Source organism: Streptomyces sp. NPDC006655 (genome assembly GCF_040703965.1).
Taxonomy (GTDB): Bacteria; Actinomycetota; Actinomycetes; order Streptomycetales; family Streptomycetaceae; genus Streptomyces.
Genome location: NZ_JBEYJU010000039.1, coordinates 1 through 26208, shown reverse-complemented (window position 1 = coordinate 26208; position 26208 = coordinate 1). Strand labels below are relative to the sequence as shown.

Annotated in this window: 18 protein-coding genes; 14 read left to right on the top strand and 4 right to left on the bottom strand. The window is 70.9% G+C overall.

Translation table 11 applies throughout. The annotated features are described in order from the left end of the window. Positions 1 to 211 precede the first annotated feature (211 nt). The 7 genes from AB0958_RS22985 (at position 212) to AB0958_RS22955 (ending at position 11274) form a co-directional block, all read left to right on the top strand. On the top strand, positions 212 to 1903 hold the full coding sequence (locus tag AB0958_RS22985) for an extracellular solute-binding protein (RefSeq protein ID WP_366892323.1): 1692 nt from the start codon (positions 212 to 214) through the stop codon (positions 1901 to 1903). A gap of 27 nt (positions 1904 to 1930) precedes the next feature. Then, positions 1931 to 2968 (top strand): ABC transporter permease subunit, encoded by a 1038-nt coding sequence (locus tag AB0958_RS22980; protein ID WP_366892322.1) that lies wholly within the window; start codon positions 1931 to 1933, stop codon positions 2966 to 2968. Beyond that, positions 2965 to 3903, top strand: coding sequence for a carbohydrate ABC transporter permease (locus AB0958_RS22975; protein ID WP_366892321.1), 939 nt, complete (start codon positions 2965 to 2967; stop codon positions 3901 to 3903). Before AB0958_RS22980 ends, AB0958_RS22975 begins: the two co-directional genes overlap by 4 nt. 255 nt (positions 3904 to 4158) lie before the next feature. Beyond that, on the top strand, positions 4159 to 6351 hold the full coding sequence (locus AB0958_RS22970; protein ID WP_366892320.1) for a sialidase family protein: 2193 nt from the start codon (positions 4159 to 4161) through the stop codon (positions 6349 to 6351). Beyond that, complete coding sequence (locus AB0958_RS22965) at positions 6351 to 8318, top strand: beta-galactosidase (protein WP_366892319.1); 1968 nt, start codon at positions 6351 to 6353, stop codon at positions 8316 to 8318. The genes AB0958_RS22970 and AB0958_RS22965 overlap by 1 nt, the downstream gene beginning before the upstream one ends. Beyond that, complete coding sequence (locus AB0958_RS22960; RefSeq protein ID WP_366892318.1) at positions 8315 to 10519, top strand: glycoside hydrolase N-terminal domain-containing protein; 2205 nt, start codon at positions 8315 to 8317, stop codon at positions 10517 to 10519. The genes AB0958_RS22965 and AB0958_RS22960 overlap by 4 nt, the downstream gene beginning before the upstream one ends. A gap of 38 nt (positions 10520 to 10557) precedes the next feature. Continuing rightward, positions 10558 to 11274 (top strand): hypothetical protein, encoded by a 717-nt coding sequence (locus AB0958_RS22955; protein ID WP_366892317.1) that lies wholly within the window; start codon positions 10558 to 10560, stop codon positions 11272 to 11274. 46 nt (positions 11275 to 11320) lie between these two features. Here the strand turns inward: AB0958_RS22955 and AB0958_RS22950 are convergent, their stop codons facing one another. From AB0958_RS22950 to AB0958_RS22940, 3 genes are all read right to left on the bottom strand, one after another. Next, on the bottom strand, positions 11321 to 12508 hold the full coding sequence (locus AB0958_RS22950) for a sulfotransferase (RefSeq protein ID WP_366892315.1): 1188 nt from the start codon (positions 12506 to 12508) through the stop codon (positions 11321 to 11323). A gap of 124 nt (positions 12509 to 12632) precedes the next feature. Beyond that, a complete protein-coding gene (locus tag AB0958_RS22945) occupies positions 12633 to 14693 on the bottom strand; it encodes a glycoside hydrolase family 31 protein (protein ID WP_366892314.1) in 2061 nt (686 codons plus the stop codon). Positions 14694 to 14772: 79 nt separating this feature from the next. Then, a complete protein-coding gene (locus tag AB0958_RS22940) occupies positions 14773 to 15786 on the bottom strand; it encodes a LacI family DNA-binding transcriptional regulator (RefSeq protein ID WP_366892313.1) in 1014 nt (337 codons plus the stop codon). A 315-nt stretch (positions 15787 to 16101) separates the two neighbouring features. Between AB0958_RS22940 and AB0958_RS22935 the strand changes: the two genes are divergently transcribed. Further along, positions 16102 to 18045 (top strand): acyl-CoA dehydrogenase family protein, encoded by a 1944-nt coding sequence (locus tag AB0958_RS22935; RefSeq protein WP_366892312.1) that lies wholly within the window; start codon positions 16102 to 16104, stop codon positions 18043 to 18045. Between the two features lie 4 nt (positions 18046 to 18049). Here the strand turns inward: AB0958_RS22935 and AB0958_RS22930 are convergent, their stop codons facing one another. Then, positions 18050 to 18508, bottom strand: coding sequence for a lamin tail domain-containing protein (locus AB0958_RS22930; RefSeq protein WP_366892311.1), 459 nt, complete (start codon positions 18506 to 18508; stop codon positions 18050 to 18052). Positions 18509 to 18677: 169 nt separating this feature from the next. Between AB0958_RS22930 and dxr the strand changes: the two genes are divergently transcribed. The 6 genes from dxr to AB0958_RS22900 all read left to right on the top strand — a co-directional run bounded on the left by dxr (position 18678) and on the right by AB0958_RS22900 (position 26087). Continuing rightward, positions 18678 to 19958, top strand: coding sequence for a 1-deoxy-D-xylulose-5-phosphate reductoisomerase (gene dxr / locus AB0958_RS22925; RefSeq protein ID WP_366892310.1), 1281 nt, complete (start codon positions 18678 to 18680; stop codon positions 19956 to 19958). Positions 19959 to 19966: 8 nt separating this feature from the next. Continuing rightward, on the top strand, positions 19967 to 21259 hold the full coding sequence (locus tag AB0958_RS22920; protein WP_366892363.1) for a site-2 protease family protein: 1293 nt from the start codon (positions 19967 to 19969) through the stop codon (positions 21257 to 21259). A gap of 170 nt (positions 21260 to 21429) precedes the next feature. Next, positions 21430 to 22587 carry a flavodoxin-dependent (E)-4-hydroxy-3-methylbut-2-enyl-diphosphate synthase gene (gene ispG / locus AB0958_RS22915; protein WP_366892309.1) on the top strand — a complete coding sequence of 386 codons (1158 nt, stop codon included), beginning with the start codon at positions 21430 to 21432 and terminating at the stop codon, positions 22585 to 22587. Positions 22588 to 22845: 258 nt separating this feature from the next. After that, positions 22846 to 23694 (top strand): GNAT family N-acetyltransferase, encoded by an 849-nt coding sequence (locus AB0958_RS22910; protein WP_366892308.1) that lies wholly within the window; start codon positions 22846 to 22848, stop codon positions 23692 to 23694. Positions 23695 to 23761: 67 nt separating this feature from the next. Next, complete coding sequence (locus tag AB0958_RS22905) at positions 23762 to 24292, top strand: GNAT family N-acetyltransferase (RefSeq protein WP_366892307.1); 531 nt, start codon at positions 23762 to 23764, stop codon at positions 24290 to 24292. Positions 24293 to 24380: 88 nt separating this feature from the next. Further along, positions 24381 to 26087 (top strand): proline--tRNA ligase, encoded by a 1707-nt coding sequence (locus AB0958_RS22900; protein ID WP_366892306.1) that lies wholly within the window; start codon positions 24381 to 24383, stop codon positions 26085 to 26087. Positions 26088 to 26208: the final 121 nt, after the last annotated feature.

Here is a 26208-nt window from a genome sequence, read left to right as displayed (position 1 = left end):
TCTTGGAAGCGACCCTTGTGCACCCCCGGGTGTTCACTTAACCTCGCAGCAACATCGAAGCGCTTCGACTGCTGATTCCGCCCCAGCGATCACCCGACAGGGGCCGGGGGACAGCGGTCGGAGCACCGCTTCTGCTCAGCCAGTTCCACTCGAGACACCGCAGCCGACGGCCACCGCCGGGTGTCCTGGTGCGCCACGAAGGGTTGACGCAATGACGCCGAACGCCGCTTCCGCCCCCTCCGGGCCGAGCCGGAGAAGTTTCCTCGCCTCCACGGCCGTCGCCACCGCAGCGGTGGCGGGCGGGATGCCGCTGCTCGCGGCGTGCGGGGCGTCGGACAGCGGGTCGGGAGGAGGCTCCTCCTCGGGCAAGGACGCGAAGACGCTGCTGCCGTCCTACGTCGCCAACAACGTGGTGACGCCGGACATCCCGGCGAAGAACGGCTCCGCGATCGGTTTCACCGCCAAACTGGACCTGGCGACCCTGAAGACCTCCGTGCCGAAGAAGCTCGGCAAGGGCGGCAAGGTCACCGTCATGTCCCCGTTCTGGGGCTCCCCGCCGAAGCAGGACAACGCCTACTACAAGGCGATGAACGACCTGATCGGCGTCGACGTCCAGTGGCAGAACCAGGACGGCAACACCTACGACCAGAAGCTGGGCGCGGTCCTCGCCTCCAGCGACGTACCGGACGTCGTGGTGGTGCCGGGCTGGAACATGGGCGGCAAGATCCCCACCGCCATCATCAGCAAGTTCGCCGATCTCGGCCCGTACCTGTCGGGCGACAAGGTCAAGGACTACCCGAACCTCGCCGCCATCCCGACCGACGCCTGGCGGCGCTGCATCTTCGGCGGCAAGCTGCGCGGCCTGCCGCAGCCCTCGCCCTATGTCACCGGCATCGTGCCCCTCTACCGCAAGGACATCTTCGACAAGAAGGGGTACCAAGTCCCGCGCTCGGCGGACGAGTTCCTGTCCCTCGCCAAGGAGATCACCGACGCCAAGGCCAAGCGCTGGGCGTGCCTGGACATGAAGTGGACCGCCTTCCAGTCCTTCGGTGTGCTCTCCGGCAGCGAGAAACCGCTCGGCTGGAACCTCGTCGACGGCAAGCTGGTCAACCGCATCGAGACCCAGGAATACCTCGAAGCGCTGGAGTGGGCCCGCAAGCTCTTCGCCGCCGGGGTCGTGCACCCCGACTCCATGCTGGGCAAGAACGCCCCCGACCCGGGACCGAAGTTCGCGGCCGGCGAGTTCCTGATCTACCCCAACAACATCAGCCAGTGGTGGGGCCGCACCGCCGAACAGGCGACCCAGAACCCCGAGTTCAAGATCTGGGGCATGGACATCTTCGGTCACGACGGCGGCGCCCCGCAGCTGTGGGCCGAACAGCCCGCCGGCATCTTCGCCTTCGTCAACAAGAACGCCTCGGAGTCCGTGATCCGCGACGTGCTGGCCGTCGCCAACGTCACCGCCGCGCCGTACGGCACCAAGGAGTACATGCTCACCAACTACGGCCCCGAGGGCACCGACTACACCGTCAAGAACGGCGTGCCCACCAAGACCACCCAGGGCAACAACGAGGTCCTCAACGCCTACGTCATGGTCGCCAGCCCCGCCGCCACCATCGCCCACCCCGACTTCCCCGAGGTCGCCAAGGCCCAGGTCGAGTGGCAGCAGCGGATGGGCGCCTTCACCAAGAAGTCCAGCTTCTACGGCCAGATGATCACCGAGCCGTCCCGCTACACCAACCTCGGCAACGACTTCGAACAGCTGGAAGACGACATCACCCGCGGCCGCAAGAAGATCAGCGACATGCAGCAGGCCGTCTCCGACTGGAAGAGCAAGGGCGGCGACAAGCTGCGCGACTGGTACCAGAAGCTGCTCGACGACAACGGCACTTCGGCGAACTGACCGGGCACCGAGGCAAGGAGAACGGCCGTGTCCCACAGCACGGTGCCTCGCAGCAGAGCCGAGGCAGACGACAGGGCGGGGAGGACTCCGGTGGCGTCCGACGGCACCACCGCAGCCGGCGAGAAGGAGAAGGCCGGGAAACTGAGCCTGCGCCTCAGATTCAGACGCGACCGCACGCTGATCCTGATGACGCTGCCGGCGGTCCTGCTCCTCCTGGTCTTCAACTACCTGCCGATCCTCGGCAACATCGTCGCCTTCCAGGACTACGACCCGTACGTCAGCGACAACGGCATCGTCTCCATGCTGCACAGCGCCTGGGTGGGCGTGGAGAACTTCCAGCAGATCTTCGCGGACTCGGCGTTCTGGAACGCGGTGCGGAACACCCTGGTGCTGTTCTTCCTGCAACTCGTGCTGTTCTTCCCGGTGCCGATCGCCCTCGCGCTGCTCATCAACAGCGTGGTGAGGCCACGGCTCCGGGCGCTCTCCCAGGCGATCCTCTACCTCCCGCACTTCTTCTCCTGGGTGCTGGTCATCTCCGTCTTCCAGCAGATCTTCGGCGGTGCGGGCGTGCTCTCGCAGCTGCTGCGGCAACACGGGTACGACGGACTCACCATCATGACCGACCCGTCGACCTTCAAGTTCCTGGTCACGGCGGAGAGCATCTGGAAGGACGCCGGCTGGGGGATCATCGTCTTCCTCGCCGCGCTGGCCTCGGTCAGCCCCGACCTGTACGAGGCCGCCGCGATGGACGGCGCGGGCCGCTGGCGCCGCATCTGGCACGTCACGCTCCCCGCGCTGCGCCCGGTGATCGCGCTGCTGCTGGTGCTGCGCGTCGGTGACGCGCTGACCGTCGGCTTCGAACAGATCCTGTTGCAGCGCGACGCGGTCGGACCGGGAGCGGCGGAGGTCCTCGACACCTTCGTCTGGTGGAACGGCGTCCGCAACCAGGACTTCGGCTACGCGGCCGCCGCCGGGCTCATCAAGGGCGTGGTCAGCCTCGGCCTCGTCCTCGTCGCGAACAAGGTGGCCCATCTCATGGGCGAGCAGGGGGTGTACAAGAAGTGACCGCCGTCATCGACAAGCCGCCCGTGCGGGAACCCTCCCGGTGGGCCGCGCCGCCCCGGCCGGTCTGGGAGGAGGAGCCCGGCAAGGCCGGTGTGGCCGGCAAGGGCCTCGTCCTCACCCTCGCCTGCCTCGGCGTCCTCTTCCCGCTGTGGATCATCGTGGTCACCAGCCTCTCCTCGCGGAAGACGATCGACGAGGCCGGCGGACTGGTGATGGTGCCCAGGAGCATCACCTTCGTCGCCTACCGGGAACTGCTGAGCGGCGGCCAGGTCACCCGGGCCGCGGTGATCAGCGTCCTGATCACCGTCGTCGGCACGCTGTTCTCGATGACCGTCTCGGTGCTGTGCGCCTACGGCCTCTCGCGCATCGGCTCCCTCGGGCACCGCTGGTTCCTGATGCTGCTGCTCGCGACCATGTTCTTCAGCGCGGGCCTGATCCCGACGTACCTCCTGGTCCAGTCCCTGGGCCTGACCGACACCTACCTCGCGCTGATCCTCCCGAGTGCGGTGAGCGTCTTCAACATCCTCGTCCTGCGCGGGTTCTTCATGGGCATCTCGCAGGAACTCATCGACAGCGCCCGCATCGACGGCGCCGGGGACTTCCGGATCCTGTGGCAGATCGTCATGCCGCTGTCCCGGGCGGTGCTGGCCGTGATCACCCTGTTCTACGCGGTGGGGTACTGGAGCGCCTGGTTCAACGCGTCCCTCTACCTCAACGACCAGGACATGATGCCGCTGCAGAACGTCATGATCCAACTGGTCCAGAAGCAGGAGGCCCCGGTGGGGCTGGGACAGGCGATCAAGACGGGCCAGCTGTCGTACCTGTCGGTGCAGATGGCGGTGATGGTGATGGCGCTGCTGCCGGTCGCGGTCCTGTCGCCGTTCGTCCAGAAGCACTTCAAGAAGGGGATGCTGACCGGAGCGGTCAAGGGGTAGCCGACGTTCGCCTTCCGGGAGGGGTGGCGGGGAGCGCCGGCGACTGCGGGTGCTGCGTGGCTGATCGCGCAGTTCCTCGCGCCCCTGAGGGGGCGCGCTGTCCAGCCGTGTCCTGCATAGCTGCGGGCAGTCGTGCCGCTGGGGCGGCACGGGTGGGCGCAGCGGCGCCCCGCCCGCGCCGGTGCGTGAAACGCCGGTACTCCCGACCGCACCCCGGACCACCACCAACCCACCCACCTCACCGAAGGTCCCCCCATGCCCTCCCTGAGCCGCAGAGCCCTCCTCGCCGGTACGGCGGCAGCGACCGCCCTCACCGCTCTCCCCACCCTCACCGCCCCCGCCCACGCGGCCGGGCCCGAGCCGCAGGCGTACCGCTGGCGCAACGTCGTCATCGGCGGCACCGGATTCATCACCGGTGTCCTCTTCCACCCCAGCGTCCCCGGCCTCGCCTACGCCCGCACCGACATCGGCGGCGCCTACCGCTGGGACGCCCGCCACGCCCGCTGGACGCCGCTCACCGACCAGCTCGGCTGGGACGACTGGAACCTCCTCGGGATCGAGGCCCTCGCCGTGGACCCCGCCCATCCGGACCGGCTCTACCTCGCCTGCGGGACGTACTCCCAGTCCTGGGCGGGCAGCGGCGCCGTCCTGCGCTCGGACGACCGCGGCGCCACCTGGACCCGTACCGACCTCACCGTGAAGCTCGGCGCCAACGAGGACGGCCGGGGCACCGGCGAGCGCCTGCTCGTCGACCCGCGGGACAGCGACACGCTGTGGCTGGGCACCCGGCACGACGGGCTGCTCAGATCGACCGACCGGGGCGCCACCTGGTCGGCTGTCACCGGCTTCCCGCCCGCCCCCACCGCCTCCGGCCAGGGCGTCACCCTGCTCGTCGCGGTCGGCCGTACGGTGTACGCCGGCTGGGGCGACGGCGACGGCGGCGCCACCGCCGTCACCCTGTACCGCACCGCCGACGGGGCCGGCTGGGAACCCGTACCCGGGCAGCCCACCGGCACCGCCGCCAGGATCCCGGTGCGCGCCGCCTACGACCGCCACGCCCGTGAGCTGTACGTGACGTACGCCGACGCCCCCGGCCCCAACGGGCAGGCGAACGGCAGCGTGCACAAGCTCGCCACGAGCCGTGACGAGTGGACCGAGGTCACCCCGGTCCGGCCCGGCGGCACCGACACCTTCGGCTACGGCGGCGTCGCCGTCGACGCCCGCAGGCCCGCCACCGTCGTCGTCTCCACCAACAACCGGTGGACGGCCGTCGACACCCTCTACCGGACCACCGACGGCGGCCGCACCTGGACGTCCCTCAAGGACGCCGCGGTCCTCGACGTGTCCGAGACCCCCTTCCTCACGTTCGGCGGCGACCAGCCCAAGTTCGGCTGGTGGATCCAGGCCGTCGCCGTCGACCCGTACGACTCGAAGCACGTCGTCTACGGCACCGGTGCCACCCTGTACGGCACCCGCGACCTCGTCCACTGGGCCCCGCGCGTCCGGGGCCTGGAGGAGACGTCGGTGCTCCAGCTGGTGTCGCCCCCGGTCGGTGAGGCGCACCTGCTGAGCGGCTCGGGGGACATCGGCGTCCTGTACCACGAGCGGCTCACCGCGTCCCCGTCCCGCGGTACGGCCACGAACCCCGTGTTCGGGTCGGCGACGGGACTCGCGCAGGCCGCGGGCAGGCCGGCGTACGTGGTCCGCACCGGCTGGGGCGACCACGGCAACGGCGCGTACTCGAACGACGGGGGCCGGACGTGGGCGCCCTTCGCCGCCCAGCCCTCCGTCGCCCACGACGCACCGGGGCCGATCGCCACCAACGCCGACGGCAGCGTGCTGCTGTGGTCCTTCGTGCACTGGGACGGGACCCGGTACCCCACCCACCGGTCGGACGACAACGGCACCACCTGGACCGAGATCTCCTCCTTCCCGAAGGGCGCCACGCCGGTCGCCGACCCGGCCGACCCGACGCTCTTCTACGCGTACGACACCGTCACAGGAACGCTACAAGCCAGCACTGACAGTGGCCGGACGTTCACGGCGCGTGCGACCGGGCTGCCCGCCGGGGACAGCCAGTTCCAGCTGGCCGCCGCGCCCGGCCGGTCCGGCGACCTGTGGCTGAGCGTGAAGGCGAACGGCCTGTACCGGTCCACCGACGGCGGTGTCACGTTCGCCCCGGTCGCGAACTGCCCGGCCGCGTACACCCTCGGCTTCGGCAAGGCGGCGCCGGGCGCCGGCTACCCGGCGGTCTACCTGGTCGGCTCCACCGGGGCGGGCACCGCCGTCCACCGCTCCGACGACGAGGCGGCCACCTGGACCCGGATCAACGACGACCGGCACCAGTGGGGCTGGACCGGGCAGGCCGTCACCGGCGACCCGCGCGTGTACGGCCGGGTCTACCTGGCCACCAACGGACGTGGCATCCAGTACGGGGAGCCCAGCTGATGCCGGGGCTCTCCGACGCCACCCGCGGCCGGATCCTCTTCGGCGGTGACTACAACCCCGAGCAGTGGCCCGAGGAGACCTGGCACGAGGACGTCCGGCTGATGAAGGCGGCCGGCGTCAACTCCGTGACCATGGGCGTCTTCTCCTGGGCGAGGCTCGAACCCAGTCCGGGGGTTCGGGACTTCGGCTGGCTGGACCGGCTGATGGACCTGATGCACGAGAACGGCATCGGTGTCGTCCTGGCCACTCCGACCTCCGCCCCGCCGCCGTGGCTGGGGCGGCTGCACCCCGACACGCTGCCCCGGGACGCCGACGGACGTACCGAGTGGTGGGGCGGCCGCCAGCACTTCTCGCACTCCAGCGCCACCTACCGCCGCCACGCCGCCGCCATCACCGAGGACCTCGCCGCCCGCTACGGCGGCCACCCCGCCCTCACGATGTGGCACATCAACAACGAGTACTGCACCGTCGACCACGGCGACGAGGCCGCCGCCGCCTTCCGGCGCTGGCTGCGCGAGCGCTACGGCACCCTCGAAGCCCTCAACTCCGCCTGGGGGACCGCGTTCTGGAGCCAGGGCTACGACACCTGGGACGGCATCCTGCCCGCCCGCCACACGCACTACATGAAGAACCCCGCCCAGGTGCTGGACTTCCGCCGCTTCACCTCCGACATGCTCCTGGAGTGCTTCACGGCCGAGCGGGACATCGTCGCCCGGCACACCCCGCACATCCCGGTGACCACCAACTTCATGCCGCTGTGGATCGGCCAGGACGCCTGGCGCTGGGCCGCCGAGGAGGACGTCGTCTCCGTCGACCTCTACCCCGACCCGCGGGACCCCCTCGGCCCGCAGCACGGCGCGCTCGTCCACGACCTCGCCCGTTCCCAGGCGCGCGGCCCCTGGATGCTCATGGAGCAGGCCGCCGGGCCGGTCAACTGGCGCGGGGTGAACCACCCCAAGCCGCGCGGCCTCAACCGCCAGTGGTCCCTCCAGGCCGTGGCCCGCGGCGCGGACGCCGTCTGCTATTTCCAGTGGCGGCAGTCGAGGCAGGGCGCGGAGAAGTTCCACTCCGGGATGGTCAGCCACGCGGGGGAGGAGGGCCGTACCTACCAGGAGGTCAAACAGCTCGGCTCCGAACTGGCCGTGATCGGCGACCGGGTGACGGGCGGTCGCATCGATGCCGACATCGCGATCCTCCACGACTGGCACTCCTGGTGGGCCGGCGCCCACGAAGGCCGGCTCTCCACCGAGGTCGATCTCCCGGACGTCCTGCACGCCTGGCACCGGGCCCTGTGGGAGTCCAGCCTCACCACCGACTTCGCCCACCCGGAACACGACCTGTCCGCCTACCGGCTGGTGGTCGTCCCGCAGCTCTACCTGCTGACCGACGCCGCCGTCGACAACCTCCTGGCCTACGTCCGCGCCGGTGGCACCCTCGTCAGCGGCTTCCTGACCGGTGTCGTGGACGAGGACGACCGGATCCGCCCCGGCGGCATGGACGGCCGGCTGCGGGAGCTGTTCGGCATCCGCACCCTGCACGAGTGGTGGCCGCTGGACGCGGGGGAGACCGTCGCGTGCCAGGGGTTCCGGGGAACCCTGTGGTCGGAGGAGATCGAGGCCGCGCCCGGGGTCGCGGAGACGGTGCCCTACGTCGGCGGGGAACTCGACGGGCTGCCGGCCGTGCTGCGCAACGGGCGCGCCTGGTACCTCTCCACGCTGCCGGAGCCGGCGGCGTTGCGGGCGCTGCTCCGCGAGATCGCCGCCGGGGCCGGCGTCGCCCCGGTGCTGGAAGGGCTGCCGACCGGCGTCGAGGCGGTCCGCCGGGGCGATCTGCTGTTCCTTTTGAATCACGGGCGTGATCAGGTAAATGTGCCGGTCATGGGAACACACCGAGATCTGCTGACCGGCACCAGCGTCACGGACGCGATCGTGCTCGACCGCTTCGGAGCGGCGGTGCTCGCGCCATGACCGCCAACGGCCCCGTCCACGGCACCTGGGAGCCCGCCCCGGCCGCCCGCTGGGAGGACGCCTTCCTGAGCGGCAACGGCCGGCACGGCGTCCTGGTGTTCGGCGACCCGTACGACGACCGTGTCATCGTCACCCAGCACACCCTGGTCCGCCCGAACGGCGGCGAACACGCCCGTCCACCCCGCCTGGCGGCCGAACTCGCCGACGTCCAGGACAGGTTGCTGGCCGGCGAGGCGGACGCCGCCGAGCGTTTCACCGACGGCCGTCCGCTCCAGTGGGTACAGCCCTTCCACCCCGCCTTCCAGGTCCGGCTGCGCAGGCCGCAGGGCCGGACCGACGGCTACCGCCGCTCCGTCGACTTCACCACCGGCGAGGTCACCGCCACCGCCGCCGACTGGACCAGCAGGGTCTTCGTCTCCCGCGCGGACGACGTGATCGTGCAGCAGGTCACCGGTACCACCGGTCTCGCCCTTCACATCGCCCTCGACCACCGGCTCCCCGGTGCCCCGCACGACCTGGGCATCGGCCACGGCACACTGCGCACCCCCGAGGGCGCCCTGCTCAGCCTCCGCGCCCGCTACCCGGGCAGCGACCGCGCCTACACCGGCGTCACCCTCGTCGCCGTCACCGGCGGCACCACCGAACTGGCCCCGCCCGCCCTCCGCGTGACCGGAGCCGACTCCGTCCTCCTCCTCACCCGGGTCCACCGCCACACCGGCGAACTCGACGTGACCGCCGAGGCACGCGCACTCGGCGACCTCCTCGCCGACGAACGGCCGTACGACTCCCTGCTCGCCCGCCACCTCGACCTGCACCGCTCCGCCTACCGCCGGGTGGTGCTGGACCTGGCCGCCGACCCGGCCGAACGCGCGCTGCCCGGGACCGCGTTGCTCGACCGGCCGCACAGTGCCGCGCTCTTGGAGCGGCTGTTCGCGGCCGGCCGCTACCACCTGCTCTCCGCCGCCGGCCTCAACCCGCCCCGCCTGACCGGCCTGTGGACCGGGGACTGGGACACCGCCTGGTCCGGCGCCTTCACCAACGACGCCAACGTCAACCTCCAGACGGCCTCGGCCGCGGCCGCCGCCCTGCCCGAAGTCACCGAGGCGTGCGCCGCGCTGGTCCAGCGCCAGCTCGGCGACTGGCGGGAGAACGCGCGCGCGGTGTTCGGCGCCCGGGGCGTGGTCGCGCCCGCCCACAGCGACGGCGAGTCCGGGCTGTCGTACCACTTCGACCGGGAGTACCCGCTGCACCTGTGGACGGCCGGCGCCGACTGGCTCCTGAAGCCGCTCGTCGACCACGACGAGATCCGCGGCGAGCGCGATCCGCGCACGGCGGACGCACTCGCCGAGGTCGCCGCGTTCTACGAGGACTTCCTCAGCCGGACCGACGCCGACGGCCACCTGGTGATCGTCCCCTCCTACTCGCCCGAGAACCGGCCCGCGAACGGCAGCTGGGGCGCGGTCAACGCGGCGATGGACCTGTCCGCCGCCCGGCACGCCCTGCGGACGGCGGCCGACTACCACCCGGGTCCCGCCGCCGACCGCTGGCGCGCCCTCGCCGACCGGCTGCCCCCGCACCGGATCAACGCCGACGGGGCGCTCGCCGAGTGGGCGTGGCCCGGCCTCGACGACACCTACGACCACCGCCACCTCAGCCACCTCTACGGCGTCTGGCCCCTGGACGAGATCACCCCGTACGACACCCCGGAGCTCGCGGCCGCCGCCCACCGGGCCCTCGAACTGCGCGGCGCCGAGAACGACTCCGCGCACGGCCACCTCCACCACGCGCTCATCGCCGCCCGGCTCCGCGACGGCGCACGGGTCGCCGCCGCCCTCGGCCAGGTCCTGGACGGGGACTTCTTCCACGCCTCCCTGATGAGCGCCCACTACCCGCACCGCGACGTCTACAACGCCGACGCGGCGCACACCCTCCCCGCCGTGCTCGTCGAGGCACTCGTGCAGTCCACGCCCGACCGGCTGGTTCTGCTGCCCGCGCTCCCGGCGGCCCTCCCGACCGGCCGGCTGACCGGCGTCCGCACCAGGTTCGGGGCCGAGATCGACCTCACCTGGACCCCCGACGGGGCGCGAGCCGTCCTGAAACCGTCCCGGACGCTCCGCGTCGACCTGTGGACTTCCTCCGGCGCGACCCCGCTCGACCTCGTCGCCGGAGAAGACCACGTCCTCACCCTGGGGGCGTGGTGACCACCCCCGCAACTCCCCCCACCCATGGAAGGGACACCATGGCAGCACACACCCTGCGCCGCCGGATCACGATGGCCGTGACCGCCTCCGCGCTGGCGCTCGGAGCCACCGTCGGCCTGGCCTCCGCCCCCGCCTCGGCCGCCGTCTGGAGCTCCTGCGACCAGTGGGCCAGCACGACCCTGAACGGCTACACGCTCTACAACGACATCTGGGGCTCCGGCGCCGGCACCCAGTGCATCTGGGCCAACTCCGGCACCAACTGGGGTGTCTGGGCCGACCACCCCAACACCGGCGGCATCAAGTCCTACCCGAACGCCACCAAGGTGATCAACAAGTCGGTCACCTCGCTCGGTTCACTCTCCAGCGGCTACAACGTCACGGTCCCGTCGTCCGGCGCGTACGAGACCGCCTACGACATCTGGGACACCAGCCACAAGTACGAGATCATGCTCTGGATGAACAAGACCGGAGCCGTCGGTCCGCTCGGCACCTCGCAGGGCACCGTCACCCTGGGCGGCCACACCTGGACCGTCTACAAGGGCAACAACGGCTCCAACGACGTCTTCTCCTTCGTCCGCACCTCGAACTCGTCCTCCGGCACCGTGAACGTCCTGCCGATCCTGAAGTGGATCAAGGACACCAAGGGCTGGTTCGGCAACGTCACCATCGGGGACTTCCAGTTCGGCTTCGAGATCACGTCCTCGTCCGGCGGTCTGAACTTCACCGTCAACAGCGAGAGCGTCAGCAGCAGTTGAGCAGCCGGCCGGCCCCGCGTGCGGTGCGGGGCCGGCCTCCTCGCGGTCAGGCCCGGTCGACCTCGGCGCGCAGCGCGTTGTAGTCGGCGAAGGCCGCGTCGACGTCGGCTCGGGTCAGGCCGTAGCGGGCCAGGTCGTAGGCGTGCACCCGGGTGCCCTTCGGGCGGGCCGTGACGGCCGGGAGGCGGGCCGCGTCGGACTCGGTCCAGCGGGCGCCGACGGCCGCGTAGAGCTTGGGGGCACCCGCGGCCGGGTCGGAGCCCAGCCAGGAGTACGGCACGTCGACGAGCAACTCGCGGGGCACGGCCGCCCGGGCGGCCAGGCCGCGGGAGGCCGAGCGGGCCAGCAGCCGCAGCCAGGTGGCGCCGATCCAGTGCGGGTCGACCGGGCGGGTGTTCACCGCCATCCCGTGCTCGACCAGGCTGCAGAACGAGGCCACGGCGGTGGCCGGATCGCGGTGCGTCCACACGATCGTGGCGTCCGGGAAGACCGCGCGCAACGCCTCCAGGTTCTCCAGGTGCAGCGGTGACTTCAGCACCCAGCGGCGGCGCGGACGGCCGTACTGGAGCACCTGGTAGATCTGTTTGAGGTAGCGGTAGTCCGCCTCGAAGTCACGGGTCTCGTGCCAGGGCAGGTACGCGGGGATCACGGCCTGGGACAGCGGCATCACCGTGTGCGGCAGGGCGAAGGTGCACTCCTCCGGGCCCTCGGGGCGCAGGGCGTGGATGTGCCGGAAACGCGGCGCGAACAGGTTGATCCCGTCCACCAGGCGGCGGGCCGCCGAGATCGCCTTCTCCCGTTCCGCGGGCGTGCGTTCCAGGTCGGGGGCGAGCAACTCCCAGAGCAGCGGACAGCGGTGGTCCGCGGAGAGGGACAGCACGCTGTGCGTGAGCGTGGTGGCGGTGCGGGGCAGTCCCACCACGAACACCGGGGCGGTGACGGGCTCCTGCTCGATCCCGGGATGCGCGGCGAGCAGCCGGCGGACCCGGGCCCGGTTGGCGAGGTGCCGGCCGACGTGTCCGCGTGCGGACAGCCAGCCGACCGGGGTGAGGCGCTCGGCGCCCGCCCAACATCGCAGCAGGTGACGGAAGTCGTCGGTGTACGGCTCGTCGCCCTCGGCGGGTCCGGCCGCGGCGAGCAGCCGGTCGAAGGCCCGGTCCGGAGCGCGGCGGCCGCGGAGGCCGGGCCTGAGGAGCAGGTTGGCGAGCGTCAGGGGGAGCGGGTCCATGGGCACGGGGACGGAACCCTTCGTGGGGGACAGTGGAGGGGATACTGCCTACCCCCTCCAACTGGCCGCCCACACCGTTGAGTTGAGACATTTACCGGTAGGTAACAGGCGGCGTCGTCATCCGGCCGGACTACGCCTCCTCCGTCACCGGCAGCCGCGCGCCGTCCCTCAGGAACAGCGGGATGCGCTCCAGCGGAGCGTCCACCGTCACCGCCGTACCGCCCTCGTACGCGGCACCCGTCCACGCGTCCGTCCAGCGGGCGCCCCCCGGCAGGTACACCGTCCGGGCCGTGGCGCCCGCGGTCAGCACCGGCGCCACCAGGAGGTCCCGGCCGAACAGGTACGCGTCGTCGACCGTCCAGGCGGTCTGGTCCCGCGGGAACTCCAGGAACAGCGGCCGCAACACCGGCAGACCCTCCTCATGGGCCTCCCGCATGACCCGGAGCACGTACGGCTTCAGGCGCTCGCGCAGCCGCAGGTACTTCTCCAGGATCGCGCCGGCCTCCTCGCCGTACGACCACACCTCGTTCGGGCCGCCGGTCATGTCGGGGCCGAGCGGCATGCCCGGGTCACGGAAGCCGTGCAGCCGCATCAGCGGGGACAGCGCGCCGAACTGGAACCAGCGGACCATCACCTCGCGGTACGCCGGGTCGTCCGGGTCGCCCCCGTGGAAGCCGCCGATGTCCGTGTTCCACCAGGGGATGCCGGACAGCCCGGTGTTGAGGCCGGCCGCGATCTGGCGGCGCAAGGTCGCGAAGTCGGTGCCTATGTCACCCGACCAGACGGCTGCGCCGTAGCGCTGGCTGCCCGCCCAGGCCGACCGGTTGAGGGTGACCACCTCCTCGCCCTGCGCCCGCAGGCCCTCGTAGAAGGTGCGGGAGTTCTCGGCCGGGTAGCTGTTGCCGACCTCCAGGCCCGGACCGGTCCAGTAACGCAGGTTCTCCTGGAAGCCGGGCTTCAGCTCCGGCTCGCAGGCGTCCAGCCAGAAGGCCGTGATGCCGTACGGGTCGAGGTAGTTCTCCTTGACCTTCGACCACACGAACGCGCGGGCGTCCGGGTTGGTGGCGTCGTAGAAGGCCACCTGGACGGTCGACGCCACCTCCTTGTCCGGCCAGTCCGCGTGCGCCGTCGGGCCGTACTGGGTGCCGATGAAGTAGCCGCGCTGCTCCATGACGGCGTGGTTCTCGCTCAGTGGCGACACCGACGGCCAGACGCTCACCACCAGCTTGATGCCCAGCTCGTCCAGTTCCCGGACCATCGCGGCCGGGTCCGGCCACTCCTTCGGGTCGAACTTCCACTCGCCCAGGTGCGTCCAGTGGAAGAAGTCGCAGACGATCGCCGAGACGGGCAGGCCCCGGCGTCTGTACTCGCGGGCCACGGCGAGGAGTTCGTCCTGGGTGCGGTAGCGCAGTTTGCACTGCCAGAAACCCGCCGCCCACTCCGGCAGCATCGGCGCACGGCCGGTCACCGCGCTGTAGGCGCGCTGCCCGTCGGCCGGCTCGCCCACCGTGATCCAGTAGTCGAGCTGGCGGGCCGAGTCGGCCACCCAGCGGGTGCCGTTGCCCGCCAGCTCGACCCGGCCGATCGCCGGGTTGTTCCACAGCAGGGTGTAGCCGCGGCTGGAGACCAGGACCGGGACGGAGACCTCCGCGTTGCGCTGGACCAGGTCGAGCACCAGGCCCTTCTGGTCGAGGCGCCCGTGCTGGTGCTGACCCAGTCCGAACAGCTTCTCGCCCTCGTAGGCGGCGAACCGCTGTTCCAGCCGGTGGTAGCCGTTGCCGACGGCCGTGTAGAGGCGGGAGCCGGGCCACCAGAAGTGCGCGCGTTCCTCGGCCAGCACCTCCGAGAGGTCGTCGGTGCGCAGGAAGCGGACCAGGCCCTCGGCGGACACCTCGACGGTCAGGTTCCCGACCGTCAACCGCCCCTCGCCGTCGCTGATCCCGACGGACGACGCGGCCGGTGGGCGCTCGTCGAGCAGGGCGCCCGGCAGGCCGCCGAGGACCGGGCCGCCGAGCCGGGCGCGCACCCGGACCGCGTCCGGCCCCCACGGCTCGATCCGCAGCGTCTCCTGGCGCCCGCTCCACTCCAGGCCGCCGTCCCGCTCACGGAACGTGCCGACGGTGGGGGAGGACTGCGCGAGACTCACCTTGGGCTGGTGGTCCGCGAACTGGATGTCGGCAGGCTGGTTCACGTCAGGTCCTCCTGGAGGAGTGCAGACAGAGGGGTGCCCCGGGGCGGCGGGGCGCTGCGGACGAAACGCTGCGAACGGCTCAGGAGCCGGCCGGCGCCGGTCCCGTGCTCGCCCTCACCGTCAACTCGGGTGCGATCAGCACGACGTCGTCACTGCCCCGGCCGTCCAGCTTGGCGACCAGGTGCTCCACGGCATGGCGGCCCATCTCCTGGGCGGGGATGGCCACCGAGGTGAGCCGTACCGAGGCCTGGACGGCGACCTGCTCCGGGCAGATCGCGACCACCGACACGTCCTCGGGCACCGCCCGGCCCTGCTGGCGCAACAGGGCGAGCAGGGGTTCCACCGCGGACTCGTTCTGCACGACGAACCCCGTGGTGCCCGGACGTTCGTCGAAGACCCGGGCCAGCGTGGCGGCCATCGCGTCGTAGCCGCCCTCGCACGGCCGGTGCAGCACCCCGAGGCCCAGCTCCCTGGCCCGGGACCGCAGGCCGTCCAGGGTCCGCTCCGCGAAGCCGGTGTGCCGTTCGTAGACCGCCGGGGCCTCGCCGATGACAGCGATGTCGCGGTGGCCGAGTTTGGCGAGGTGCTCCACACACAGCGCCCCGGTGGCCCCGAAGTCGAGGTCGACGCAGGTCAGACCCGAGGTGGAGGCGGGCAGGCCGATGAGCACGGAGGGCTGGTCGCTCTCCCTGAGCAGCGGCAGCCGCTCGTCCTCCAGCTCCACGTCCATCAGGATCATGGCGTCGGCCAGTCCGCTGCCGGTGACCCGGCGCACCGCGTCCGGACCCTCCTCGCCGGTGAGCAACAGGACGTCGTAGCCGTGGAGGCGGGCGGTGGTGGCCACCGCGATCGCGATCTCCATCATCACCGGCACGTACATGTCCGTCCGCAGCGGGATCATCAACGCGATGATGTTCGACCGGCTGCTGGCCAGGGCGCGGGCACCGGCGTTCGGGTGGTAGCCCAGCTCCCGGATGCTCTGCTCGACCCGCTGCCGGGTGGTGGCGGAGATGGACCGCTTGCCGCTGAGGACATAGCTCACCGTGCTCGCCGAGACTCCGGCGTGCTGGGCGACCTCGGCGAGGGTGACCATCCAGCTCTCCAAGCTTTGTGAAGCGCTTCGACAGTGCGCATGGCTGACAAGGGCGAGTGAGGGTGATTCGACAGTAGCCCCAGTGGGGGTGGGTGTCCATAGCTTGTCGAAGCGCTTCGACAGACGAATGGGTGACGCGTTCCCGCCGAACCGTCCCCCGCGAGGGCCCCTCGACGCAACACCGGGGTCGACGGGGTGCCCCGATCGGACCGCGAGGACTGGTGGGCGCGGCCCGTTTGGGGTACCAACGATCCAGTAGCACTGGTCGGTAACGAACGGTCCTCAACGTCCCCTTTCGTGGCGAGGTGAGCCTCAATGTCCGCCCCCACCACCAAGAAACCCACCGTCTCCGAGCGGGAGGCCCGCCAGGTGGCGGAGGCCGCCCGGGAACAGCACTGGCGCAAGCCCAGCTTCGCCAAGGAACTGTTCCTCGGGCGCTTCCGGCTCGACCTCATCCACCCCCATCCGCTGCCGGCGGACGAGGACGTGCGCCGCGGCGAGGAGTTCCTCACCCGGCTGCGCGAGTTCTGCGAGACGAGGATCGACTCGGCGCTCATCGAGCGCGAGGCGCGCATCCCCGACGAGGTGATCGCCGGCCTCAAGGAAATCGGCGCCCTCGGCATGAAGATCGACCCCAGGTACGGCGGTCTCGGCCTCACCCAGGTCTACTACAACAGGGCCCTCGCCCTGGCCGGCTCCGCGAACCCGGCGGTCGGCGCGCTGCTCTCCGCCCACCAGTCGATCGGCGTGCCGCAGCCGCTGAAGATCTTCGGCACCCAGGAGCAGAAGGACGCGTTCCTGCCGCGCTGCGCCCGCACCGACATCTCGGCGTTCCTGCTCACCGAGCCGGACGTCGGCTCCGACCCGGCCCGCCTCGCCACCACCGCCGTACGGGACGGCGACGACTACGTCCTCGACGGCGTGAAGCTCTGGACCACCAACGGCGTCGTCGCCGACCTGCTCGTCGTCATGGCCCGGGTGCCGAGGTCCGATGACGGCAAGGACGGCAAGGGCGGCATCACGGCCTTCGTGGTCGAGGCCGACTCCGAGGGCATCACCGTCGAGAACCGCAACGCCTTCATGGGCCTGCGTGGCCTGGAGAACGGCGTCACCCGCTTCCACCAGGTCCGGGTCCCGGCCGCCAACCGCATCGGCCCCGAGGGCGCCGGCCTCAAGATCGCCCTCACCACCCTCAACACCGGACGGCTGTCCCTCCCCGCGATGTGCGTCGGCGCCGGCAAGTGGTGCCTGAAGATCGCCCGGGAGTGGTCGGGGGTCCGCGAGCAGTGGGGCAAGCCGGTGGCGCTGCACGAGGCGGTCGGCTCCAAGATCAGCTTCATCGCGGCGACCACCTTCGCCCTGGAGGCGGTCGTCGACCTGTCCTCCCAGATGGCCGACGAGGACCGCAACGACATCCGCATCGAGGCCGCCCTCGCCAAGCTCTACGGCTCCGAGATGGGCTGCCTGATGGCGGACGAGCTGGTGCAGATCCGCGGCGGCCGCGGCTTCGAGACGGCGGAGTCCCTCAGGGCGCGCGGCGAACGGGCGGTCCCCGCCGAGCAGATGCTGCGCGACCTGCGCATCAACCGCATCTTCGAGGGCTCCACCGAGATCATGCACCTGCTGATCGCGCGGGAGGCGGTGGACGCCCACCTGTCGGTCGCGGGCGACCTCATCGACCCCGGCAAGTCCCTCCAGGACAAGGCGAGGGCAGGCGCGAACGCGGGCGTCTTCTACGCCAGGTGGCTGCCGAAACTGGTCGCGGGGCCGGGGCAGCTCCCCACCTCCTACGGCGACTTCAAGCACGGCATCGACCTCTCGCCGCACCTGCGCTACGTGGAGCGGCACGCCCGCAAGCTGGCCCGGTCCACCTTCTACGCCATGTCCCGCTGGCAGGGCCGGATGGAGACCAAGCAGGGCTTCCTGGGCCGGATCGTGGACATCGGCGCCGAACTGTTCGCGATGAGCGCCGCCTGCGTCCGCGCCGAGCGGCTGCGCCGCGAGGGCGAGCACGGACGCGAGGCCTACCAGCTCGCCGACGCGTTCTGCCGGCAGGCCCGCATCCGCGTCGACGAACTGTTCACCCGCCTCTGGTCGAACACCGACGACCTGGACCGCAAGGTGGTCAAGGGCGTGCTCGGCGGCTCTTACGAGTGGCTGGAGCAGGGGATCGTCGACCCGTCGGGCGAGGGCCCGTGGATCGCCGACGCGACCCCCGGGCCGTCCGCGCGGGAGAACGTCCGCCGCCCGCTGAAGTAGCGGTTCAGCAGTACGTGTCGCTCGGATCCCGCGTCGTCCAGGAGCAGGAGTCGACCTTGGCGCCACTCGCCCTGGTCAGCGTCGCCGTGTCGCTCGTGTTGTTCCACACGTAGGCACGGCGGTTCTGGAACTTGTCCGACGCGGTGTCCGTGCCCCGGCCGGTGTGCACCTTCATCGTCTTGTGGGCGCCGATCTTGACGTCCTTGAAGACGTAGCGGTGGTCGGAGGCGTCCTTCAGGACCCACCCCTTCAGCGAGACGGCCGAGCCGCCGGTGTTCTTGATCTGCACCCACTCGGCGTTGAGGCTGGCGTTGGAGCGGTTGTCGCTGCCGGGGCTGTCGAACCAGACGTGGTAGATGGTCACCCCGCCGGCCGCCTGGGCCGGAGTGCTCAGCACGGTGCCGGTGAGCAGCGCGGCGCCCGCGAGCGCGGGCAGGGCGGCACGTATGTGCGCAGTACGCATGGAAAGATCCCCCCTGGATCCGAATCCGTATACACGGCAGTGGTATCACATGATCTTCACCTGAATCTCACAAAGGGAATTCCGCGTCGTACGACGCCGGGAACCGACGACCCACCCGCCTGAGGGATGCGCTGTCCGCCGGGCCGCCCGTTGCGGCAACAATGGGGGGATGACCGACAGTCCCGCCAGTCCGGCCCCCCTCGCCGACCCGCATCTCGTGTACGACCCGCTCGTGGGTGACGGCCCGAAGGGCGTGGTGATCCTCGGCTCCACCGGATCCATCGGCACCCAGGCCATCGACCTCGTGCTGCGCAACCCCGACCGCTTCCGGGTCACCGCCCTCTCCGCGAACGGCGGCCGCGTCGCCCTCCTCGCCGAACAGGCGCACCGACTGCGGGTGCGGACCGTGGCGGTCGCCCGCGAGGACGTCGTACCGGCCCTGCGCGAGGCGCTGACCGGGCACTACGGCCCCGGCGAACCGCTTCCCGAGATCCTCGCCGGACCCGACGCGGCCACACAGGTCGCCGCCACCGATCCCGCGGAGTGCCACACCGTCCTCAACGGCATCACCGGGTCCATCGGCCTCGCGCCGACCCTCGCCGCCCTGGAGGCGGGCCACACCCTCGCACTCGCCAACAAGGAGTCGCTGATCGTCGGCGGCCCGCTGGTCAAGGCGCTCGCCAAGCCCGGCCAGATCATCCCGGTGGACTCCGAGCACGCGGCGCTCTTCCAGTCGCTGGCGGCGGGCACCCGGGCCGACGTCCGCAAGCTGGTCGTCACGGCGTCCGGCGGCCCCTTCCGCGGCCGCACCAAGGCCGAACTCGCCGACGTGACCGTCGAGGACGCGCTCGCCCACCCCACCTGGGCGATGGGCCCGGTCATCACGATCAACTCCGCGACCCTGGTCAACAAGGGACTGGAGGTCATCGAGGCGCACCTCCTCTACGACATTCCCTTCGACCGCATTGAGGTGGTCGTGCACCCGCAGTCGTATGTCCACTCGATGGTCGAGTTCACGGACGGATCCACGATCGCGCAGGCGACGCCCCCCGACATGCGGGGGCCGATCGCCATCGGTCTCGGCTGGCCCGAACGGGTTCCCGACGCGGCGCCCGCCTTCGACTGGAGCAAGGCCTCCACCTGGGAGTTCTTCCCACTGGACAACGAGGCCTTCCCGTCGGTGAACCTCGCCCGGCACGTCGGGGAGCTCGCGGGCACCGCACCGGCGGTGTTCAATGCGGCCAACGAGGAATGTGTCGAGGCCTTCCGGAGCGGTCTGCTGCCCTTCAACGGAATCATGGAGACCGTCACCCGGGTGGTGGAGGAGCACGGCACCCCTCGTACGGGAACTTCGCTCACCGTGCCGGACGTCCTCGAAGCGGAGACCTGGGCCCGGGCCCGGGCCCGGGAACTGACAGCACTGACGGCGACCGCGGAGGCGCGTGCATGACAGCCCTGATGATGATCCTCGGCATAGTCGTCTTCGTGGTCGGCCTGCTGGTCTCGATCGCCTGGCACGAGCTGGGGCACCTGTCCACCGCCAAGCTCTTCGGCATCCGGGTCCCGCAGTACATGGTCGGCTTCGGCCCGACCATCTGGTCGCGGCACAAGGGCGACACCGAGTACGGGATCAAGGCCATCCCGCTCGGCGGCTACATCCGCATGATCGGCATGTTCCCGCCCGGCGCCGACGGCCGCATCACCGCGCGCTCCACCTCGCCCTGGCGCAGCATGATCGAGGACGCCCGCTCGGCGGCCTTCGAGGAACTCCAGCCCGGCGACGAGACCCGCCTCTTCTACACGCGCGCCCCCTGGAAACGCGTGATCGTGATGTTCGCGGGCCCGTTCATGAACCTCGTCCTCGCGGTGGCGCTGTTCCTCACCGTCCTGATGGGCTTCGGCATCAGCCAGCAGACCACCACGGTCAGCTCGGTCTCCCAGTGCGTGATCGCGCAGAGCGAGAACCGCGACAGCTGCAAGAAGACCGACGCGGCCTCCCCGGCCGCCGCGGCGGGCCTGAAGGCCGGCGACAAGATCCTCTCCTTCAACGGCGTCGAGACCACCAGCTGGAACCAGCTCTCCGACCTGATCCGGTCCGCCCCCGGCAAGGACGTCACGATCGTCGTCCAGCGCAAGGGGCAGGACGTCACCCTGCACGCGAAGATCGCCACCAACCAGGTCGCCAAGAAGGACTCCAGCGGCCAGATCGTCCAGGGCCAGTACGTCACCGCGGGCTTCCTCGGCTTCAGTGCCGCCACCGGCATCGTGCGCCAGGACTTCGGCGACTCCGTGACCTGGATGGGCGACCGCCTCGGCGAGGCCGTCGACTCCATCGCGAGCCTGCCCGGCAAGATCCCTGCCCTGTGGGACGCGGCCTTCGACGGCGCCCCCCGCCAGCCGGACTCCCCGATGGGCGTGGTCGGCGCCGCCCGCGTCGGCGGTGAGATCTTCACCCTCGACATCCCGCCCACCGAGCAGCTGGCGATGGCCCTGATGCTGGTGGCCGGCTTCAACCTCTCCCTGTTCCTCTTCAACATGCTCCCGCTGCTCCCGCTCGACGGCGGGCACATCGCGGGCGCCCTGTGGGAGTCCCTGCGCCGCAACCTGGCAAGGGTGCTCCGCCGCCCGGACCCGGGCCCGTTCGACGTGGCGAAGCTGATGCCGGTGGCTTATGTGGTGGCCGGGATCTTCGTCTGCTTCACCCTGCTGGTCCTGGTCGCGGATGTAGTTAACCCGGTCAAAATCTCCTAGCCACGCACCGTTCGAGGCGGCCCGGGACACCGTGTCCCGGGCCGCTTCCATCGAGTGGGTTTACGGGTGGGGGATGTGCTCGCCCGGGTGCCGGTGCCGTAATCTCGGAGCCTGGAACCCGCTTACGACGGGACCTGGACCTAGATCCACGACTTGGGGTTGCACAGCAGATGACTGCGATTTCTCTCGGCATGCCGTCCGTTCCGACCAAGCTCGCCGAGCGCCGGAAGAGCCGGCAGATCCAGGTCGGCTCCGTGGCGGTCGGCGGGGACGCCCCGGTCTCGGTCCAGTCGATGACGACGACCCGTACGTCCGACATCGGCGCGACCCTCCAGCAGATCGCCGAGCTGACGGCGTCCGGCTGCCAGATCGTCCGGGTCGCCTGCCCCACCCAGGACGACGCCGACGCCCTCGCGACGATCGCGAGGAAGTCCCAGATCCCGGTCATCGCGGACATCCACTTCCAGCCGAAGTACGTCTTCGCCGCGATCGAGGCCGGCTGTGCCGCCGTCCGCGTCAACCCCGGCAACATCAAGCAGTTCGACGACAAGGTCAAGGAGATCGCGCGGGCCGCCAAGGACCACGGCACCCCGATCCGCATCGGCGTCAACGCCGGCTCCCTGGACCGCCGGCTGCTCCAGAAGTACGGCAAGGCGACCCCCGAGGCGCTGGTCGAGTCGGCCCTGTGGGAGGCGTCCCTCTTCGAGGAGCACGACTTCCGGGACATCAAGATCTCCGTCAAGCACAACGACCCGGTCGTGATGATCGAGGCCTACCGGCAGCTCGCCGCCCAGTGCGAGTACCCCCTGCACCTCGGCGTCACCGAGGCGGGCCCGGCCTTCCAGGGCACGATCAAGTCCGCGGTCGCCTTCGGCGCCCTCCTCTCCCAGGGCATCGGCGACACCATCCGGGTCTCCCTCTCCGCGCCGCCGGTCGAGGAGGTCAAGGTCGGCAACCAGATCCTGGAGTCCCTCAACCTCAGGCAGCGCGGCCTGGAGATCGTCTCCTGCCCGTCCTGCGGCCGCGCCCAGGTCGACGTCTACAAGCTGGCCGAAGAGGTCACCGCGGGCCTGACCGGCATGGAGGTCCCGCTGCGCGTCGCCGTCATGGGATGCGTCGTCAACGGCCCCGGCGAGGCACGCGAGGCCGACCTCGGCGTCGCCTCCGGCAACGGCAAGGGCCAGATCTTCGTCAAGGGCGAGGTCATCAAGACGGTGCCGGAGTCCAAGATCGTGGAGACCCTCATCGAGGAGGCCATGAAGCTGGCCGAACAGATGGAGGCGGCCGGCACGGAGTCGGGCGAGCCGTCGGTGTCGGTGGCCGGCTGAGAAGCGCCCCGAAGAGCGCGCCCCGAAGGGGGCGCTGGGGGTCCCCCAGCCGAAGGCTGGGGGAGGAACTGCGCGACCAGCCACACACGGTCCGCACCCGCGTCCCGGCAGGCCCTCCCGGGCTCGTAGGCGCCCAAACGGCAACCAGGGTTGACAGCACCAACCAGCCAACGGCAACCCACACCGGCGCGGCACCGCTCAGCTTCCGCAGGTACAGTGCGGAGATCAAGCAGAACCCCTCAGCGTGAGGCCCCGCACGTGTTGACGCAGACCACCTCACGGGTGCTCGAACCGAGTGACCTGGACGCCGCGCTCGCGGTACTCGACCGCGAGCCGGTCGCGAACGCCTTCGTGACCTCGCGTGTCCAGGTGGCCGGCCTCGACCCCTGGCGCCTCGGCGGCGAGATGTGGGGCTGGTACGAGGACGGCATGCTCACGTCCCTCTGCTACGCCGGCGCCAACCTCGTCCCGATCTGCGCCACCCCCCGCGCGATCCGCGCCTTCGCCGACCGCGCCCGCAGGGCGGGCCGCCGTTGCTCCTCCATCGTCGGCCCCGCCGAGGCGACCGCCCAGCTGTGGCGCCTGCTGGAACCCCACTGGGGGCCGGCCCGCGAGGTCCGCGCCCGCCAGCCCCTGATGGTCACCGACCGCATGTCCGCCGACATAGCCCCGGATCCGTACGTCCGCCGCATCCGCAAGGACGAGATGGAGACGATCATGCCGGCGTGCGTGGCGATGTTCACCGAGGAGGTGGGCGTCTCCCCGCTGGCCGGTGACGGCGGCCTCCTCTACCAGGCGAGGGTCGCCGAACTGGTCGGTGCCGGCCGCTCGTTCGCCCGGCTCGACGAGCACGGCAAGGTCGTCTTCAAGGCGGAGATCGGCGCGGCGACGGCCGAGGCCTGCCAGATCCAGGGTGTCTGGGTGGCCCCCGAGTACCGCGGCCAGGGTCTGGCCGCCCCCGCGATGGCAGCGGTCCTGCGGTACGCCCTCGCCGACGTGGCCCCGCTCGTCAGCCTCTACGTGAACGACTTCAACACGGCGGCGAGAAGGACGTACCTGAGAGTGGGCTTCCAGGAGGTCGGCGCGTTCATGAGCGTGCTGTTCTAGCCCGAAGCCCACGGCGCACAACCCGCACCCGGACGGCGAACCGGAACCCCCTGTAACCTCTCCCCACATGACCCTCGTGATCGGCCCCCTGGACCTCCTCTCGCACGTGGACGAGGCCCTGGCGGTCCAAGCCGTCGCCTTCGGCCTGGGCCCCGACGAGGTAGCGGTCCGCCGGCAGATCGTCCTGCGCCACATGCAGTACCCCGGGGCGAGGGCACTCGGCGCGACGGACGAGGGCCGCCTCGTCGGCTTCGTCTACGGCATGCCCAACTCCCGCACCCACTGGTGGTCCACCGTCGTGGAGCCCTACCTCCGTGCCCAGGGCCACGCCGACTGGCTCGACGACTCCTTCGTCATCACCGAGCTGCACGTCCACCCGCACCACCAGAACCGCGGTGTCGGCCGCCGCCTGATCACCATGATCACCGACGGCGCCGCCGAACCCCGCTCGATCCTCTCCGCGATCGACACCGACAGCCCGGCCCGCGGCCTCTACCACTCGCTCGGCTATGTCGACCTCGCCCGCCAGGTGCACTTCCCGAGCGCCGCCAAGCCGTACGCCGTGATGGGCGCCCCGCTGCCGCTGCGCCGCCGCTGAGCCGATCGCCGATAACGGATTTCCACCGGCACAGCAGGCCCGGCTAACCTCCTAGCCATCAACCTTTCCCGGCAGGAGTACGAGAACCATGGCGAACGCACCGGTCCAACGCATGTCCCACTTGCTGGCGAAGACGCTGCGTGACGACCCGGCGGACGCCGAGGTCCTCAGCCACAAGCTCCTCGTCCGCGCCGGCTACGTCCGCCGCACGGCCGCCGGTATCTGGTCGTGGCTGCCGCTCGGCCTGAAGGTGCTGTCCAACATCGAGCGGATCGTCCGCGAGGAGATGGACGCGATCGGCGCCCAGGAGGTGCTGCTGCCGGCCCTCCTGCCCCGGGAGCCGTACGAGGCGACCGGTCGCTGGGACGAGTACGGCGCCGAGCTGTTCCGCCTCCAGGACCGCAAGGGCGGCGACTACCTGCTCGGCCCCACCCACGAGGAGATCTTCACCCTGCTGGTGAAGGACCAGGCGTCCTCCTACAAGGACCTGCCGGTCATCCTCTACCAGATCCAGAGCAAGTACCGGGACGAGGCCCGTCCGCGGGCCGGCATCCTGCGCGGCCGCGAGTTCCTGATGAAGGACTCCTACTCCTTCGACCTGGACGACGAGGGCCTGGGCACGTCGTACGCCCTGCACCGCCAGGCCTACCAGCGGATCTTCGAGCGCCTCGGTCTCGACTACCGGATCGTCGCCGCCACCGCGGGCGCCATGGGCGGCTCGAAGTCGGAGGAGTTCCTGGCTCCGGCCGAGGCCGGCGAGGACACCTTCGCCGACTGCCCGAACTGCGACTTCGCAGCGAACACCGAGGCGATCTCGTACACGCTGAAGCCGGTCGACGCCACCGAGGTGCCCGCCCTGGAGGAGATCCCCACCCCGGACACCCCGACCATCGAGACCCTCGCCGCGCACCTCGGCGTGCAGGCCTCCGACACCCTGAAGAACCTCCTGGTGAAGGTCGACGGCGAGATCGTGGCCATCGGCGTGCCGGGTGACCGGGAGGTCGACATGGGCAAGGTCGAGGAGCACTTCGCCCCGGCCACCGTGGAGCTGGTCACCGAGACCGACTTCGCCGGCCGTCCCGACCTGGTCCGCGGCTACGTCGGCCCGCAGGGTCTCGGCGAGAAGGTGAAGTACATCGCCGACCCGCGGGTGGCGCCCGGCACCTCCTGGATCACCGGCGCCAACAAGGAGGGCACGCACGCGAAGAACGTCGTGGCGGACCGTGACTTCACCGTGGACGAGTACGTCGACGTGGTCGTGGTGCTGGAGGGCGACCCCTGCCCGAAGTGCGGCACCGGCCTCAAGCTGGACCGCGCCATCGAGATCGGGCACATCTTCCAGCTCGGCCGCAAGTACGCCGACGCCCTCAAGCTCGACGTCCTCGGGCAGAACGGCAAGCCGGTCCGGGTCACCATGGGCTCCTACGGCATCGGCGTCTCGCGCGCCGTCGCCGCCCTCGCCGAGCAGACCGCCGACGAGCACGGCCTGGTCTGGCCCCGCGAGGTCGCCCCGGCCGACGTCCACGTGGTCGCCGCGGGCAAGGCGCTGCAGACCGAACTCGCCCTCGACGTCTCCGAGCGGCTGCGGGAGGCCGGCCTGCGCGTCCTGGTCGACGACCGGGCCGGGGTCTCCCCGGGCGTGAAGTTCACGGACGCGGAGCTCATCGGCGTACCGCAGATCCTGGTCGCGGGCCGCCGCTCCGGCGAGGGTGTGCTGGAGCTGAAGGACCGCAGGACGGGCGAGCGCGAGGAGCTGACGGTGGACGAGGCCGTCGCCCGACTGACCGCGAACTGACCCCGACTCCACCCGACTGACCGCGAACTGACCCCGACTCCACCCGACTGACCGCGAACTGACCCCGACTCCACCCGAGCGGGCCGCCGGTGACATATCCGAAGAGCGTAAGGTATCGAAG